We start from the raw sequence: 17,004 nt of genomic DNA on the forward strand, positions 1-17,004 counted from the left end.
AATGAACGGCGCGTAAACAAAAAAATAATATTTGGTAAAAATATGTTTTTTTACCGTGGATAAAATGAAGAATGCTGAGGGAATTACGTTTTTACACTTTGCAGTTTTGAAAAAGTAAAGAATGTTTTTTAGGAAGTGGTCTTGCCAATTTTGTGTGAAACTTGGTATTATTACTAGGTAATAATTTTTTGGTGGAATAATATTTTTACAGGAGTTTCGATTTATAATAAAGAAATATAAATTGGAATGTTTAAAAAATTTAGCGTAAGATGGGAATAGTAAATATTTCTATTAGTAAATGTCATAGGAATAAATTTTCTAATAGAATACATCGTATTTTTACAGTAAATCAGTTTGATGCCAATCTGTAAAAACGGGACAAACAAGAGTATGGGAGTGGATTTTACATGTTTAAAATTCAAGAAGTTCGTGAATTAATTAAATTAATTGATAGCTCTAATATTGATGAATTTGAATACAAAAAAGACGGTACAACAATCAAAATGAAAAAACGTGGTAATGAAGTAGTTACTGTGCAAGCACCGGTGACGAAACAGGTAGTACAGCCAGCAGCATCTGTTGAAGTAGAAACAACAGTAGCGGCAGCGCAAGTAGAAGTGCAAAAACAAGAAGAGAAGAAAGTTGTTCAAGATGAAAACCTACATAAAATCACATCACCGATGGTAGGGACATTTTATTCCTCTTCTTCGCCTGATACACCTCAATATGTAAGTGTTGGGGACAGAGTATCGAAAGATTCTATCGTATGTATTGTTGAAGCTATGAAATTATTTAACGAAATTGACGCAGATGTAGAGGGCGAAATTGTTGAAATTCTTGTTAATAACGGACAGCTTGTTGAGTATGGACAACCGCTATTTCTTGTAAAAGCGTAATAAGGGAGTCTTTGTGATGATAAAAAAAGTATTAATAGCCAATCGTGGGGAAATTGCTGTACGAATTATTCGTGCTTGTAAAGAAATGGATATTGAAACAGTTGCAATTTATTCAGAAGCAGACAAAGAGTCACTTCATGTGCAAATTGCAGATGAAGCGTATTGTGTTGGACCAACGATTTCAAAAGAAAGCTATTTAAATTTGACGAACATTATTAGTGTTGCGAAATTAACAGGTTGTGATGCAATTCATCCGGGATATGGATTTTTAGCAGAGAATGCAGATTTTGCAGAATTATGCCGTGAGTGTAACTTGATTTTTATCGGTCCAAGCCCAGAAGCCATTTCAAAGATGGGCACAAAAGACGTTGCACGTGATACAATGAAAGAAGCAGGGGTTCCGATTGTACCAGGTTCACAAGGTATTATTAAAAATACCGAAGAAGCGATCGAGCTTGCTAATCAACTTGGATATCCAGTTATCATTAAAGCGACTGCAGGTGGCGGCGGAAAAGGTATTCGTGTTGCACGCCATGAAGAAGAGCTTGTAAAAGGAATTCAAATTACACAGCAAGAAGCCAGTACCGCTTTTGGGAACCCTGGTGTATACTTGGAGAAGTACGTTGAAGATTTCCGCCATGTTGAGATTCAAATAATGGCAGATACACATGGAAATGCCATTCATTTAGGAGAGCGTGATTGTACAATTCAGCGCCGTCTGCAAAAACTATTAGAAGAAAGTCCATCACCTGCACTTGATGAGAATATTCGCAAGCAAATGGGTGAGGCAGCAGTTAAAGCGGCGGTAGCGGTTGATTATACAGGTGCTGGTACGGTTGAGTTTATTTATGAATATAAAACGAAAAGCTTTTATTTCATGGAGATGAATACGAGAATCCAAGTTGAACATCCAGTTACTGAAATGGTAACAGGGATGGATTTAATTAAAGAACAAATTCTTGTTGCTTCTGGAGAAAAGTTATCGTTACAGCAAGAAGAAGTACAATTTAATGGTTGGGCAATGGAATGTCGAATTAATGCGGAAAACCCTGCCAAAAAATTTATGCCATCTCCAGGTAAAGTAGAAATGTACTTACCACCAGGCGGATTTGGTATTCGCGTCGATTCAGCTGTATATCCGGGATATTCAATACCACCTTTCTATGATTCGATGGTTGCTAAATTAATTGTTCACGGAAAAACACGTGAAGAGGCAATTGCAAAAATGAAGCGAGCGCTCAGTGAGTTTGTCATTGAAGGCGTACATACAACAATCCCGTTCCATTTGCAATTGCTAGAGCACCCTGATTTTGTAAAAGGTGAGTTTAACACGAAATTTTTGGAAGAGCATGAACTTGTGACGCAGTGATACATTAAAGGAGGTTTTTTTCATGGCTGAACATATGTTAGATATGGGTCAAGATACAACTCTTGGAAAAGTAGAAATTGCACCAGAAGTAATCGAAGTAATTGCAGGTATTGCAGCTGCTGAAGTAGAAGGTGTAGCGGCAATGCGTGGTAATTTTGCTACAGATGTTGTTGAGAAGTTAGGTAAGAAAAATCATGGTAAAGGTGTAAAGGTTGAATTAGCAAACGAAGATATTATTGTTGACCTTTATGTTGTGATGTATTTTGGTGTAGCGATTCCGGTTGTTGCACAAAAAATTCAAGACAATATTCGCCAAGCACTCTTTACAATGACAGGACTTGAGCCAAAAGAAGTGAACGTTCACATCGTTGGCGTAACATTCGAAACACAAAAAACAGAAATCGAACCAGTGTAAGAGTGGAAAAAGGTGCCTAGTAAAATAGGCATCTTTTTTATCGTTTCATTTCTTCACAAATTAAAACCCTCTAATTATTATACTATTTCAAAAAAAAGAAAAATAAAACGGTATGTTTCATTTTTCCAAAAAACGTACATTGTGATAAGATATGGAACTTGAAGTTAATCTTTTTATTATTTTTCAGCCTTGTACCCCGTGTGTGAAACGATAAATTGTGTTATTATCATTGTATTATAAGGTTGGAAAATCAATGAAAACTGCAAGAGTAAGTGAATTGACGGCTTATAAATTATAATAATATAACAAAACATAAGGAAAGACTTGAAGTATAAAGGAGAGTTACAATGAAACGTAGGACGGCTAGAGAAAGAGCAATGCAAGCATTATACCAAATGGATATTACAGGTGAATTAGAACCGAAAGTAGCGGTGGAAAATACGCTAGATGAAGGCGAAGAAACAAATGAGTTTCTAGAATCACTTGTTGTAGGATTTGTAGACAACAAAGAAGAGATTGACGCAGCAATTCGTCAAAATTTAAAAAAGTGGAAGCTTGAGCGTATTAGTATTGTTGATCGCAGTATTTTACGTGTAGCTGTGTGTGAGATGAAATACATGGAAGAAATTCCGCACAATGTAACAATTAACGAAGCAATTGAAATCGCAAAAACATTTGGGGATGAGGAATCTCGTCGTTTTATTAACGGCGTTTTATCTAATATAAAAGATACACTGTAATTTCTTTAAGGGGGAAACTTAAAATGGTAGCAGTAATCATCAAAGGAAATGAAGTTGCGGAGAAAAAACGAGCACAATTAAAAGAAAAAGTTGTGAAGTTAAAAGAGCAAGGGATTGTACCAGGATTAGCAGTTATTTTAGTTGGAGAAGATCCAGCATCTCGTTCTTATGTAAAAGGAAAAGAAAAAGGCTGTGAGCAAGTAGGAATCTATTCAGAGCTAATTGAACTTCCTGAAACGATTACTGAGGAGCGTTTGCTTGCTGAAATCGATCGCTTAAATGGAGACGACCGCATTAATGGCATATTGGTACAATTACCTTTACCAAAACATATTGAAGAAAAAGCTATCATTGAAAGAATTTCACCGGAAAAGGATGTAGATGGATTTCACCCAATCAGCGTAGGACGTATGATGACGGGACAAGACACATTCCTTCCATGTACACCGCATGGCATTTTAGAATTAGTAAAAGAAACGAATCTTGATATTTCTGGAAAGCATGTTGTTGTAATTGGAAGAAGTAATATTGTTGGTAAACCAGTGGGGCAACTGTTTTTAAATGAAAATGCAACTGTCACATATTGTCATTCTAAGACGCAAAATATAAAAGAATTATCGAAGTTAGCTGATATTTTAATCGTAGCCGTTGGACGACCGAAAATGGTAACAGCTGACTATATTAAAGAGGGTGCGGTTGTAATTGATGTTGGTGTTAACCGTTTAGAAACAGGCAAACTTTGTGGTGATGTTGATTTTGACAATGTATTAGACGTTGCAGGTTACATTACGCCTGTGCCAAAAGGAGTCGGCCCAATGACTATTACAATGCTTCTTCACAACACTGTGGAGTCTGCAAAGCGTGCAGGTGTTGTTTGTCAATAATTTGAATCGGCTATGAGGAGAGAGAAATGGAGAAACAATATTTAACCGTTACAGCATTAACACGCTATATTAAAACAAAAATAGAGTATGATCCGCATTTGCAGTCTGTTTGGTTAAAAGGAGAAATTTCCAACTTTAAATATCATAGTCGTGGTCATATGTATTTTACATTGAAAGATGAAAATGCAAGAATTGCAGCGGTTATGTTTGCGGGTCATAATCGTAACATTAAATTCAGACCGGAAAATGGAATGAAAGTACTTGTAAAAGGAAAGATTTCTGTTTATGAGGCGAGTGGTTCTTATCAAATTTATATTCAAGACATGCAGCCTGACGGAATTGGAAACTTGCATTTAGCTTATGAGCAATTAAAAGTTCGTTTAGAGGAAGAGGGCTTGTTTTCTCAAGTTTATAAAAAAATAATTCCTCCGTATGCTAAAACAATAGGTGTAATCACGTCGCCAACAGGAGCAGCAATTCGCGATATTATAACAACAATTAAACGTCGTTATCCAATTGGAAATGTTATTGTGTTTCCTGTACTTGTACAAGGGGAGTCAGCAGCTCCCTCGATTGTACAAGCAATTCGTACAGCGAATGAAATGGGAGATATTGATGTTTTAATTGTTGGACGTGGTGGAGGCTCTATTGAAGAATTATGGGCCTTTAATGAGGAAGTAGTTGCAAGAGAAATTTTCACAAGTGAGATTCCGATTATTTCGGCTGTAGGCCATGAAACAGATTTTACAATTGCAGATTTTGTCGCGGATTTACGTGCACCAACACCGACTGCAGCAGCTGAGTTGGCGGTACCTAATACTATAGAGTTACAAGAAAAGGTATTACAAAGAACTCTGAGATTGCAAAGAGCAATGAGAGAGAGAGTACATAAAAAAGAAGAAAAACTGCAAGTGTTACAAAAATCTTATGCGTTCCGTTATCCAAGGCAAGTGTACGAGCAAAAAGAAGAGCAGTTAGACAGGGCTCTTGAACAACTTGTTTTAGCGAAAGAGCGTTATATAGATAAAAAAGTAAATCAATTAAAGCAACTTTCATTTTATTTAGAAAAGCACCACCCATCTCAAAAAATTATACAAACGAAAACGGCAATTGAAACGTTGCAAAAGCAGTTGCAACGTGAAATGCAAACATTACTTCAAACGAAGGAGTTCGTATTTGTGAGAGCGGCTCAAAAGCTTGAGGTATTAAGCCCGCTTAAAGTAATGATGAGAGGGTATGGGCTTGTATACGATGAAGAGAAACAAGTATTAAAAAGCGTGAAAGATGTTAGCCTTGGAGATGCTGTTTCGGTTCAATTACAAGATGGAATACTAGATTGTAGCGTATCAAGCATAGAGGAGCGTGAATTGAATAATGGAAAATAAGTTAAGCTTTGAAGAAGCAATTTCGCAGCTTGAGCATCTCGTTTCTAAGCTTGAACAAGGTGATGTACCTTTAGAGGAAGCAATTTCTTATTTTAAGGAAGGCATGGAATTATCTAAGCTTTGTGATGAGAAATTGAAAGATGTACAAGAACAAATGGCAGTTATCCTTGGGGAAGATGGAGAGCTTAAACCGTTTACTGCTTTAGGAGATGAAGCATAGTGACACATATAGCTTTTGATGCTTTTTTGAAAGAGAGTAAAACTTTCGTAGAAGAAAAGCTTGTAAGCTATGCAAATGAATTACAATGTCCAAATGTGCTTCGTGAAGCGATGGCATATTCTTTGGAAGCGGGTGGGAAACGTCTCCGCCCGTTACTTTTATTTGCAACGTTACAAGCGTTTGGGAAAGAAAGAAATCTTGGAGTGGGTGCAGCTTGTGCCCTTGAAATGATTCATACATATTCGTTAATTCATGATGATTTACCTTGTATGGATGATGATGATCTAAGACGAGGAAAGCCTACAAATCATAAAGTATTTGGTGAAGCAATGGCAGTTTTAGCGGGAGATGGTTTGTTGACATATGCTTTTCAAGTTATTATGGCATATGAGCAAAAAGAAATCTCTGCTGAAAAAAAAGTAAGACTTGTACTTGAGCTTGCGAAAGCAGCAGGACCTGAAGGAATGGTTGCTGGGCAAGTGGCAGATATGGAAGCTGAAGGAAAACGACTTACAATTAATGAATTAGAGTACATTCATAATCATAAGACAGGTAAACTACTTGAGTTTGCTGTACTTGCAGGCGCGATACTTTCTGATGCTACAGAAGAGCAAGAAGAGAAGTTACTTGCATTTGCGAAATATATCGGTCTAGCTTTCCAAATTAGAGATGATATTTTGGATGTAGAAGGAACAGAAGAAGAGATTGGAAAACCGATTGGTAGTGATGCTTCCAACGAGAAGAGCACATATACGACGTTATTTACTGTAGATAGAGCAAAATCTATTTTAGAGGAGAAAATTGCAAAAGCAAAAGATTCTATTAGCTCCTTACAATTACAAGATGAATATTTACTATCTATTTGTGATTTAATCGCAAAACGTAATAACTAATATAACAGCGTTTCCATTTGTTGAGTCATTCATCATTTTATGATATAAATGTAGGAAAGGTTTTTCTTTTCTTGTTATTGGCAAAAATATATGTAGATTACATTGCCGTTATCACTTCGTGTTAGCGGCTATTTTTTTCATCACGTAAAGAAATATGATGTATAATATGATAAGTGAAAAAATGGAAGTGTTTTCTGAAAGCAGGACAAGATAAAAAGAATAGAAAAGATAATTTCTTGTGTTGTGTAAATGTTTCTTATAATATTTGACATGTTGACAGATTATGAAATGAAAGTGAGTGATCCATGTGGATCTAACGCAAATTCAAAACCCTAGTTTTTTGAAAGATATGTCTATCAGTGAACTAGAGGGGTTGAGTGAGGATATTCGTAAGTTTTTAATTGAAGAGCTCTCTCAAACAGGTGGACATATTGCACCTAATTTAGGTGTAGTAGAACTCACAATTGCTCTGCATAAATTATTTGATAGTCCGAAAGATAAGTTTTTATGGGACGTAGGACATCAATCCTATGTACATAAAATTTTAACAGGGCGTGCGAAAGAATTCGGCACATTAAGGCAATACCAAGGTCTATGTGGTTTTCCAAAACGCTGCGAGAGTGAGCATGATGTTTGGGAAACTGGTCATAGTTCAACGTCGTTATCTGCTGCAATGGGAATGGCTCTAGCACGTGATTTAAAGAAAACGGAAGAATACGTTATACCAATCATTGGCGATGGTGCATTAACAGGCGGAATGGCTTTAGAGGCATTGAACCACATTGGGCATGAAAAAACGGACATGATTGTTATTTTGAATGACAATGAAATGTCAATTGCACCAAACGTCGGTGCACTTCATAATGTACTTGGTCGTTTACGTACCGCAGGGAAGTACCATTGGGTAAAAGATGAACTAGAGTATATATTGAAGAAAATCCCAGCAGTCGGCGGGAAAGTTGCTGCGACAGCAGAGAAAATAAAAGATAGTCTAAAATATTTACTAGTATCAGGCGTCTTTTTTGAAGAATTAGGCTTTACATATTTAGGTCCGGTCGATGGGCATGATTATGAAAAGTTATTCGAAACGTTGCAATATGCAAAGAAAACAAAAGGCCCAGTACTTGTTCATGTTATTACGAAAAAAGGAAAAGGTTATAAACCAGCTGAAAGTGACGTTATTGGAACTTGGCATGGAACAGGATCGTATAAAATTGAGTCAGGTGACTTCGTTAAACCGAAAGAAGTTGCACCAGCATGGAGTGCTGTTGTTAGTGAAACAGTGCTTAAGCTAGCGAGAACGGATGAACGTATCGTTGCAATTACGCCTGCAATGCCTGTTGGATCGAAACTTGAGAAATTCCAAAAAGAATTTCCGGATCGCATGATTGATGTAGGTATTGCAGAGCAGCATGCTACAACAATGGCAGCTGGTATGGCAACACAAGGGATGAAGCCGTTCTTAGCAATTTATTCAACATTTTTACAAAGAGCATACGACCAAGTTGTTCATGATATTTGTCGCCAAAATTTAAATGTTTTCATTGGAATAGATCGCTCTGGATTAGTAGGAGCAGACGGTGAAACGCATCAAGGTGTATTTGACATCGCGTTTTTACGCCACTTGCCGAATATGGTGCTTATGATGCCGAAAGATGAAAATGAAGGTCAACATTTAGTATATACAGCGATGCAATACGAAGATGGACCGATTGCTTTACGTTATGCACGCGGAAATGGACTTGGTGTTCAAATGGATGAAGAATTAAAGGCGATTCCAATCGGTACATGGGAAACGTTAAAAGAAGGCACACAAGCAGCAATTTTAACGTTTGGTACGACAATCCCGATGGCAATGGAAGCAGCTGAGCGTCTTGAACAAGCTGGAGTATCAGTGAAAGTAGTGAATGCTCGCTTTATTAAGCCGATGGACGAAGCATATTTACATGAGCTTTTAGGGGAAAATATACCGATTTTAACGATTGAAGAGGCTTGTTTAATCGGTGGCTTTGGAACGGGAGTAGTTGAATTTGCTTCTGAGAACGGATACCATAGTGCTTTAATTGAACGAATGGGTATTCCTGATCGCTTCATAGAGCATGGTAGTGTAACAAAACTGTTAGAAGAAATTGGTTTAACAACAGATGCTGTTGTAGACCGTATTCATACAATGATTCCATCAAAACAAAAAAGGGCGTAACAAATGAGCGTAAAAAAAGAAAGAGTAGATGTACTATTAGTAGAGCGAGGACTTATAGAAACGCGTGAGAAGGCTAAACGTGCTGTTATGGCAGGTCTTGTATATGCGAATGAAATGAGACTCGATAAGCCAGGGGAGAAAATCTCACAAGATACGGAGATTACGGTGAAAGGGCAAGTCATGCCGTATGTAAGCCGTGGTGGTTATAAGCTTGAAAAGGCATTAGAAACATTTCAACTTGATTTACAAGATAAGGTTATGATAGATATTGGTTCATCAACTGGTGGTTTTACAGACTGTGCGCTTCAAAATGGGGCGAAGTTATCCTACGCATTAGATGTAGGATATAATCAACTTGCGTGGAAATTGCGTCAAGATGAGCGTGTTGTTGTGATGGAACGAACGAACTTCCGTTACGTGACACCGGCAGATTTAGAGCGTGGTTTACCGCAGTTTGCAAGTATTGATGTTTCATTTATATCATTAAGGCTTATATTGCCGGTTTTAAAAACAATGCTTATGCCAAATGGTGATGTAGCTGCATTGATTAAACCTCAGTTTGAAGCTGGACGAGAACAAGTCGGGAAAAAAGGCATTGTTCGTGATAGAAAAGTACATGAAGCTGTCGTGGAAATGATTGTCGATTTTGCTCTTAAGGAAGGCTATAATATCGAAGGTTTAACATTCTCACCAATTACAGGCGGGGATGGAAATATTGAATTTTTAATTCATCTAAAGTGGCACGGTGAGCGTGAGAATGGCGAAAATCATTCTCCGGTTTCTATTGAGCAAGTTGTTACAGAAGCACATGATGTTCTAAAACAAAAAGGGAAAGGGGAATAACATATGTTGTTCCTCTTTTTGTTGTAATCGTATAATGATTGTAAAAACAATTGTGTACAAGTAATGGATTATACGGTAACATAAATAAATGAAGTATACCAATGTTTAAACTATGGTAAGAGATAGTGTGAGGTGCAAATGTATGAATAAAGGTCAGCGCCATATTAAAATCAGGGAAATTATTGCTAACAAAGAAATTGAAACACAAGATGAACTAGTTGATATTTTACGTAATGTGGGGTTTAATGTAACGCAAGCAACAGTATCGCGCGATATTAAAGAACTGCACTTAGTGAAGGTGCCATTACATGATGGCCGCTATAAATATAGCTTGCCAGCAGATCAACGATTTAATCCGTTGCAAAAATTAAAACGAAATCTAGTGGATTCATTTGTAAAATTAGACACGGCAGGACATATGCTTGTGCTAAAAACATTGCCTGGTAACGCTCATTCACTTGGGGCACTCATTGATCATTTAGAGTGGGATGAGATCGTCGGAACCATTTGTGGTGATGATACTTGCTTAATTATTTGCCGTACACCTGAAGATACAGGTGTTGTCTCTGATCGTTTCTTAAATATGCTTTAACAGAAAAATCTTGTTTACTTTCCTCTGTAAAGTGGAAAGTAAACAAGATATTTTTATTGGCGAAAAATACGGATTTTCAAATACAATACATTATTTTTTTTGAATGAAGTTAGAAACTAGGTGGATTGACCCGTAAAACGAATGTTTGGTACAATGGAGCGGGTTAGAAGAGTAATTTATACATACAAACATATAGTATAACTATTTGAATGAAGAATACTGAGAAAAGCCCTTAATAGGGGATTAGTTTATAACGAGGTGAATGGGGCATTGTTATCGGAATTATCGATCAGAAACTTTGCTATTATTGAGGCATTAAATATTTCTTTTCAAAAAGGTTTAACCGTTTTAAGTGGTGAAACAGGAGCTGGAAAATCCATTATTATTGATGCAATTAGTTTGCTTGTTGGTGGCCGTGGTTCAGCAGAATTTGTTCGATATGGAACAGAAAAGGCTGAGATAGAAGGCTTATTCTATGTAGAAGATGACAAGCATCCATGTATCGCAAAGGCAGAAGAGTTAGATATAGAAATAGAAGATGGCATGATTATTTTGAAGCGTGACATCGCTGCGAACGGAAAAAGTGTCTGTCGTGTAAATGGGAAACTTGTTACACTCAGCATATTAAAAGAGATTGGAAAAACGCTAGTTGATATTCATGGACAGCATGAAACACAAGATTTAATGAATGAAGAGCGTCATATGTTTATGCTTGATCATTTTGATGGAAATCGCATTGTTAAACAATTGGGCATATATCAAAATGTATATACAGACTATGAGAAGTTAAAAAAACAGCTGAAATCTTTAAGTGAAAATGAACAACAAATGGCCCATCGTCTAGATTTAATTCAATTCCAACATGAAGAAATTCGTAAGGCGGATTTAAAAATGGATGAAGAATATGAATTGACTGAGGAACGATTAAAAATCTCCAATTTTGAAAAGATTTATAAAGCATTAGGAGATGCGTATCGTTCGTTAAGTGGAGACGGACAGGGATTGGATCACGTAAGAAATGCAATGGGACAAATGGAGAGTATTACGCACTTAGATGAAGCGTATCAAGAAAATCATGATTCTATTGCGAATAGTTATTACTTATTAGAAGAAGTTGCATACCAGCTTAGAGAAAAATTAGATATGATGGAATATGATCCGAAACGTCTAGATGAAATTGAAACACGTTTGAATGAAATCCGTATGTTAAAGAGAAAGTATGGAAATACTGTAGAAGAGATTTTAGCGTATGCTGATAAAATTGAACAAGAAATTTTTACGATTGAAAATAAAGACGTACATATTGAAACGACGAGAAAGCAGTTAACGAAATTAGAAGGTGTTATTGTAAAAGAAGCAACGTTGTTAAGTACTATGCGTCATGAGCTTGCAGATCATCTTACAAGCGCTATTCATCAAGAATTAAAAGAACTATATATGGAAAAAACGAAATTTGAAGTGAGAATTATGAAGAGGGTAGGAAATGTAGAAGAACCTCTCGTGGAAGGAACACCGGTAAAACTTACGGCGGATGGCTACGATCATGTGGAATTTTATATTTCAACGAATCCGGGTGAACCGTTAAAGCCACTTTCAAAGGTCGCTTCTGGCGGAGAGTTATCTCGTATTATTTTAGCTTTAAAAAGCATTTTTTCTAAGCATCAAGGTGTTGCATCTGTTATTTTTGATGAAGTGGATACGGGTGTGAGTGGTCGGGTTGCACAGGCTATTGCGGAAAAAATTTATCGTGTATCAGTAAACTCGCAAGTACTTTGTATTACGCACTTACCTCAAGTAGCTTCAATGGCGGACTCTCATTTATTTATTAGAAAACAAGTGGCGAATGATCGTACGATTACATCGGTTACTGTGTTAAGTACGGATGAAAAAGTAACAGAAATTGCTCGAATGATTTCTGGTGTTGAAATTACAGATTTAACGACAGAGCATGCGAAAGAGTTACTTACGCAAGCGCATCATTTCAAACAGACAGCAGAGGCTATCCAGTAATGGATAGCTTTTTTTTCTCAAATGACGATTTCTTAATTCTTCCGGTTATAAATAAAGCGCTGCAAGGAGAGATTAAAAAGTGAAGCCAAGAGGCTGAATGTGGGGTAGGAGCGAGGAGAGTGAACAAATTGAAATTAGAAAGATTTCGAAAAATAATAGGTCTTTGTCTCCTTGTTTCTCTAGTTTTTATTGGATGTTTTAAACCGCTTCGAACGTTTATTTCATCTCCGAAGCAACTTGTTGTTTTTGAAGGACAACAATCAGAAATAGCATCATTACCAGTTTTTAAGGCTGCATCTACAAATCGTAATGTATTTACTGTAAGTTCAAATGAACAAGAACTTATGGTAAATTCTCACCAAAATGGTGAAGCTGATATGGTGTTTCAACTTGCTGGTTTTCCAGTGAAAAAAGTAAATGTGAAAGTATTAAAAGATTTTAAAGTTATTCCAGGTGGACAATCGATTGGTGTAAAATTGAACACAAAAGGTGTACTTGTTGTAGGCCATCATTTAATTCAAACTGAAAAGGGTAAAGTATCTCCTGGTGAAACAGCTGGTGTACAGATTGGAGATATGATTACTGAAATCAATGGTAAAACAATTGAAAGAATGAGTGATGTAGCACCATTTATTCATAATAGTGGAGAAACAGGTGAACCGCTTAATCTTGTTTTATTAAGAGATGGAAAATATATTCGTGCTAAGCTAACACCACAAAAAGACAATGGTGAATCCTCTTACCGAATTGGACTGTATATTCGTGATTCAGCAGCTGGTATCGGAACGATGACATTTGTACATCCAGATTCTATGAAATATGGAGCGCTTGGTCATGTAATTTCCGATAATGATACAAAAAAGCCAATTCAAGTAGAAGATGGACAAATTATGCGTTCGACAGTAACGTCTATTGAAAGAGGAAGTCACGGGAACCCGGGAGAAAAATTAGCAAGATTTTCACCGGATCGTGAAGTGATTGGTAATATTACAATAAATAGCCCGTATGGTATTTTTGGGAAATTAAACACAGATATGACAAACGGCATAATGGATAAAGCAATGCCTATCGCATTATCCCATCAAGTAAAAGAAGGGCCAGCGAAAATATTAACAGTTATTGATCAAGATAAGGTGGAAGCGTTTGATATTGAAGTTGTTAGTACGGTACCACAAAAGTTCCCAGCTACAAAAGGTATGGTTATAAAAGTGACAGATAAACGTTTACTAGCAAAAACGGGTGGTATTGTACAAGGAATGAGTGGAAGTCCGATTGTACAAAATGGGAAAGTAATTGGTGCGGTTACACATGTATTTGTAAATGATCCAACGTCAGGATACGGTGTTCATATTGAATGGATGTTACATGAGGCTGGAATTAATATTTATGATCAAGAGAAAAAAGCGAGCTAATACATATTAGCTCGCTTTTCTTTTGAAAAATTCGTTGAAATTTTGTAAAAGTTCCGCAAGAGCTGTTTTTTGTTGTAAGATATAAGCAAAGGGTTGAACGTTTCGCTGTAATTCTATGATGGAATGTGTTGCGAAAGTAAAAAAATGAACGATAAACATATTTTTTTGTGATTTTATCGGAAAGTAAGAAACTTTAAAGGGAATTTTCACACAATTGTCGAACAATTCATGTAGCCTAGAAGCTTACACATGTCGGAAGAATCGATTCGGTAAGGGAGGAAAAACTGTGGAAAAAATTAAAGTATGTCTTGTGGATGATAATAAAGAATTGGTATCGATGCTAGAGAGTTATGTTGCTGCCCAAGATGATATGGAAGTTATCGGAATTGCTTACAATGGTCAAGAATGTTTAAACTTATTGAAAGAAAAGCAGCCTGATATACTCGTTTTAGATATTATTATGCCACATTTAGATGGTCTAGCTGTGCTAGAGAAAATGCGACATATTGAAAGGTTAAGACAACCTAGCGTTATTATGTTGACAGCATTCGGGCAAGAAGATGTGACGAAAAAAGCGGTTGATTTAGGGGCATCATATTTCATATTAAAACCATTTGATATGGAGAATTTAACAAGTCATATTCGTCAAGTTAGTGGTAAGGAAAGTGCTACTATTAAACGTCCATTACCATCTTTCCGATCAGCAACAACAATCGATGGAAAACCGAAAAACTTAGATGCGAGTATTACAAGTATCATTCATGAAATTGGTGTACCCGCTCATATTAAAGGGTACATGTACTTACGAGAAGCGATCTCTATGGTGTACAATGATATCGAATTACTAGGATCTATTACGAAAGTATTATATCCAGATATTGCAAAGAAATATAATACAACAGCAAGCCGTGTCGAGCGTGCAATCCGTCACGCAATTGAAGTAGCTTGGAGCCGTGGGAATATTGATTCTATTTCGTCCTTATTTGGTTATACTGTATCCATGTCAAAAGCAAAACCTACGAATTCTGAGTTCATCGCAATGGTTGCGGATAAGCTAAGACTTGAACATAAGGCTAGCTGAGAGGAAAAGTAGTAAGGGATTTAAGTTTTAGTAGAGCTTAATAATTCTTGAAATTTATACTCGATATCAATTTTAAAACCAATAAACTTTTATTTAATGACCAATGAATTTTAGAATTCGTTGGTCTTTTTATTTTGTTGAGAAAAAGAGGGAGAAGTGATATCAATTTTATCAAAATTATTTGGGTAGATAAAAAGGGTTGTTTGATATTATGGAAAATAAAACCTGTTTTTAGTAATATTACATATAAGTGAGTTTTTTAAGGTAATTAAATAGGTATACAGAGGGAGAAGGAAAATGAAAAACAAAATATTAACTTGGCTAGGAATAGTAGCAGCTATGGGAGTTCTTGCTGTTGCAGTTACATTTGGAATGTTAGAGCTTGCCGATAATCCAGTAGATAAAGAAGTGAGTGCTCAAATAGATAAAAAAGAAGACCCAACGATAGTAGGTAGAGAGGTAGATGGAGTCTTTGTTGATGTGTATGTTACTGAAAATTCTACTGAAAGCGAAGTCATTACAGCGATGTATCACATGACTCATCAAAAAGTAGTGGCAGAACGAAAATCGGGATCCATCCCAATGATTCAAAATAACGCTGAAAAATTAAAAAAAATCATAAATAAGAGTAGTTTTGCGAAGAAAAATGAGCTTGTAGCAATTGCTGATAGATGGGCGAAAAAAGATTTTAGTAAAATTGTAGAAGATCACAATTTTTTCTCGGATGCTCAAGAGGATAATGTTTGTAAAGCCACTAGAGCGATGGATGCGATAGAAGAGCAACATTATATTTTAACTACATTCGGGGAGGAAAAAGCGAAAGAACTATACGAATCAGGGGATACTCCGCACGTTCAATAAAAAATAATATGAAGGGCTTCTAGTTTTTTATTACCTTGCTTTAGGGGCAATGGTGACTTGTGAATAAATATTCTGCTTTCTTTATGACTTGTAACAAAAAAGAAGATATATAATTCATTATTAAATGATGAAGTGAAGGCTAAATCGCATCGTAGTACATCTGTTAAAGGATTTTAGCGGGGAAGTCATCCATGATATAATAGATGATAATAAAAAGCCCTGCAAAACAGGACTATATTATTCTTCGTCTTTATTTTGTTTTTCTAATTCAACTAACTTTTGGATTAAAATATGCTGTGGCATATGCATAAGTTGTTCAAGTGGAACACCTAACGCTTTTGATAGGCGGACTGCAGTGTCTGGAGAAATTTGTAATGGTCTCATAGAAGTACCTCCTTTTTCGTATAGTATAGCATAAGATTGGGGGAGTGAGGATGACTCTTATATTTGCGCATCGTGGTGCGGCGGGAACGTATCCGGAAAATACAATGATTTCATTTGAAGCAGCAGAGGCTTTCGGGGCAGATGGAATTGAACTCGATGTTCAATTCACGAAAGATGGAAAAGTTGTCGTTATTCATGATGAAACAGTGGATCGGACAACAAATGGAAAAGGTGCGGTTGGAAATTATTTATATGAGGATTTATGTAAGTTGGATGCGAGTTATAAATTCGGTGACAAAGTAGGTTTTTGCAAAATACCTCTTCTAGAAGAGGTGTTAGAATGGCTCGCAAAAACGAAATTGCTACTCAATATTGAACTGAAAAATAATAAAATCCCATACAGAGGTTTAGAAGAAGAGGTTATAACACTTGTACGTAAGTTTAGTCTAGAGGATCGGATTGTGTTTTCTTCTTTTAATCACTACAGTATGAAGCGATGTCATATGATGGCTCCTGATATTCAAACAGCTATTTTGTATCGTGAAGGTTTGCATAGCCCGTGGGCATATGCAAAAAAGATGGGTGCTACTGCAGTACATCCGAATTATCGTTATCTTCAAGATGCTATCGCTGAATTAACGATGGGAAGTGGTGTGGAGGTTCGTCCTTACACGATAAATGAAGAAACGCTTATGCGTAAATATTTTGATATGAATATATCAGCGATTATTACTGATTATCCTGAAACAGCAAGAACTTTATTACCGATAAAAAAATGAGACCTAATATAATGGTCTCATTTTTTATTTATGATATGTG

General features: G+C 36.3%; 17 protein-coding genes. 16 read left to right on the top strand and 1 reads right to left on the bottom strand.

The genetic code is table 11. The features are described from left to right. The first annotated feature begins 407 nt into the window (after positions 1–407). The 15 genes from accB to JFU18_RS22180 all read left to right on the top strand — a co-directional run bounded on the left by accB (position 408) and on the right by JFU18_RS22180 (position 15,801). Positions 408–896 (top strand): acetyl-CoA carboxylase biotin carboxyl carrier protein, encoded by a 489-nt coding sequence (accB, locus tag JFU18_RS22110; protein ID WP_201034306.1) that lies wholly within the window; start codon positions 408–410, stop codon positions 894–896. 16 nt (positions 897–912) lie between these two features. Then, positions 913–2,265: an acetyl-CoA carboxylase biotin carboxylase subunit gene (gene accC, locus JFU18_RS22115; RefSeq protein WP_002015065.1), complete on the top strand. Its 1,353-nt coding sequence runs from the start codon at positions 913–915 to the stop codon at positions 2,263–2,265. A 22-nt stretch (positions 2,266–2,287) separates the two neighbouring features. Further along, a complete protein-coding gene (locus JFU18_RS22120) occupies positions 2,288–2,680 on the top strand; it encodes an Asp23/Gls24 family envelope stress response protein (RefSeq protein ID WP_000807630.1) in 393 nt (130 codons plus the stop codon). 347 nt (positions 2,681–3,027) lie between these two features. Next, complete coding sequence (gene nusB / locus JFU18_RS22125; RefSeq protein ID WP_002067080.1) at positions 3,028–3,420, top strand: N utilization substance protein NusB; 393 nt, start codon at positions 3,028–3,030, stop codon at positions 3,418–3,420. A 23-nt stretch (positions 3,421–3,443) separates the two neighbouring features. Beyond that, positions 3,444–4,304 (top strand): bifunctional methylenetetrahydrofolate dehydrogenase/methenyltetrahydrofolate cyclohydrolase FolD, encoded by an 861-nt coding sequence (gene folD / locus JFU18_RS22130; RefSeq protein ID WP_002067081.1) that lies wholly within the window; start codon positions 3,444–3,446, stop codon positions 4,302–4,304. 26 nt (positions 4,305–4,330) lie between these two features. Next, positions 4,331–5,689 (top strand): exodeoxyribonuclease VII large subunit, encoded by a 1,359-nt coding sequence (gene xseA, locus JFU18_RS22135; RefSeq protein ID WP_002015068.1) that lies wholly within the window; start codon positions 4,331–4,333, stop codon positions 5,687–5,689. Further along, positions 5,679–5,909 carry an exodeoxyribonuclease VII small subunit gene (gene xseB / locus JFU18_RS22140; protein WP_000428422.1) on the top strand — a complete coding sequence of 77 codons (231 nt, stop codon included), beginning with the start codon at positions 5,679–5,681 and terminating at the stop codon, positions 5,907–5,909. Before xseA ends, xseB begins: the two co-directional genes overlap by 11 nt. Continuing rightward, positions 5,909–6,802, top strand: a complete 894-nt coding sequence (gene ispA / locus JFU18_RS22145; RefSeq protein ID WP_002015072.1) for a (2E,6E)-farnesyl diphosphate synthase — start codon at positions 5,909–5,911, stop codon at positions 6,800–6,802. The genes xseB and ispA overlap by 1 nt, the downstream gene beginning before the upstream one ends. A 307-nt stretch (positions 6,803–7,109) precedes the next feature. After that, complete coding sequence (dxs, locus tag JFU18_RS22150; RefSeq protein WP_002190646.1) at positions 7,110–9,002, top strand: 1-deoxy-D-xylulose-5-phosphate synthase; 1,893 nt, start codon at positions 7,110–7,112, stop codon at positions 9,000–9,002. A 3-nt stretch (positions 9,003–9,005) separates the two neighbouring features. Continuing rightward, positions 9,006–9,845, top strand: coding sequence for a TlyA family RNA methyltransferase (locus JFU18_RS22155; RefSeq protein ID WP_002015074.1), 840 nt, complete (start codon positions 9,006–9,008; stop codon positions 9,843–9,845). A gap of 142 nt (positions 9,846–9,987) precedes the next feature. Next, positions 9,988–10,437, top strand: coding sequence for an arginine repressor ArgR (argR, locus tag JFU18_RS22160; RefSeq protein ID WP_002015076.1), 450 nt, complete (start codon positions 9,988–9,990; stop codon positions 10,435–10,437). 270 nt (positions 10,438–10,707) lie between these two features. Continuing rightward, the gene (gene recN, locus JFU18_RS22165; RefSeq protein ID WP_002088564.1) at positions 10,708–12,447 is read left to right on the top strand and encodes a DNA repair protein RecN; all 1,740 of its coding nucleotides are present in this window, start codon (positions 10,708–10,710) and stop codon (positions 12,445–12,447) included. A 119-nt stretch (positions 12,448–12,566) separates the two neighbouring features. Next, positions 12,567–13,859, top strand: coding sequence for a SpoIVB peptidase (gene spoIVB, locus JFU18_RS22170; RefSeq protein WP_002015079.1), 1,293 nt, complete (start codon positions 12,567–12,569; stop codon positions 13,857–13,859). 286 nt (positions 13,860–14,145) lie between these two features. Then, positions 14,146–14,940 (top strand): sporulation transcription factor Spo0A, encoded by a 795-nt coding sequence (spo0A, locus tag JFU18_RS22175; RefSeq protein ID WP_002015081.1) that lies wholly within the window; start codon positions 14,146–14,148, stop codon positions 14,938–14,940. Positions 14,941–15,237: 297 nt separating this feature from the next. Beyond that, positions 15,238–15,801 (top strand): PRK06770 family protein, encoded by a 564-nt coding sequence (locus JFU18_RS22180; RefSeq protein ID WP_201034305.1) that lies wholly within the window; start codon positions 15,238–15,240, stop codon positions 15,799–15,801. 237 nt (positions 15,802–16,038) lie between these two features. Here JFU18_RS22180 and JFU18_RS22185 read toward each other — a convergent pair whose 3' ends face one another. Continuing rightward, entirely contained in the window at positions 16,039–16,185 is a 147-nt protein-coding gene (locus tag JFU18_RS22185; protein ID WP_001247671.1) for a YycC family protein, read from the bottom strand. A gap of 50 nt (positions 16,186–16,235) precedes the next feature. Here JFU18_RS22185 and JFU18_RS22190 point away from each other — a divergent pair, with 50 nt between their 5' ends. After that, complete coding sequence (locus tag JFU18_RS22190; RefSeq protein ID WP_201031766.1) at positions 16,236–16,964, top strand: glycerophosphodiester phosphodiesterase; 729 nt, start codon at positions 16,236–16,238, stop codon at positions 16,962–16,964. Positions 16,965–17,004: the final 40 nt, after the last annotated feature.

The organism is Bacillus sp. TH22 (genome assembly GCF_016651015.1).
GTDB classification, from domain to species: Bacteria; Bacillota; Bacilli; order Bacillales; family Bacillaceae_G; genus Bacillus_A; species Bacillus_A mycoides.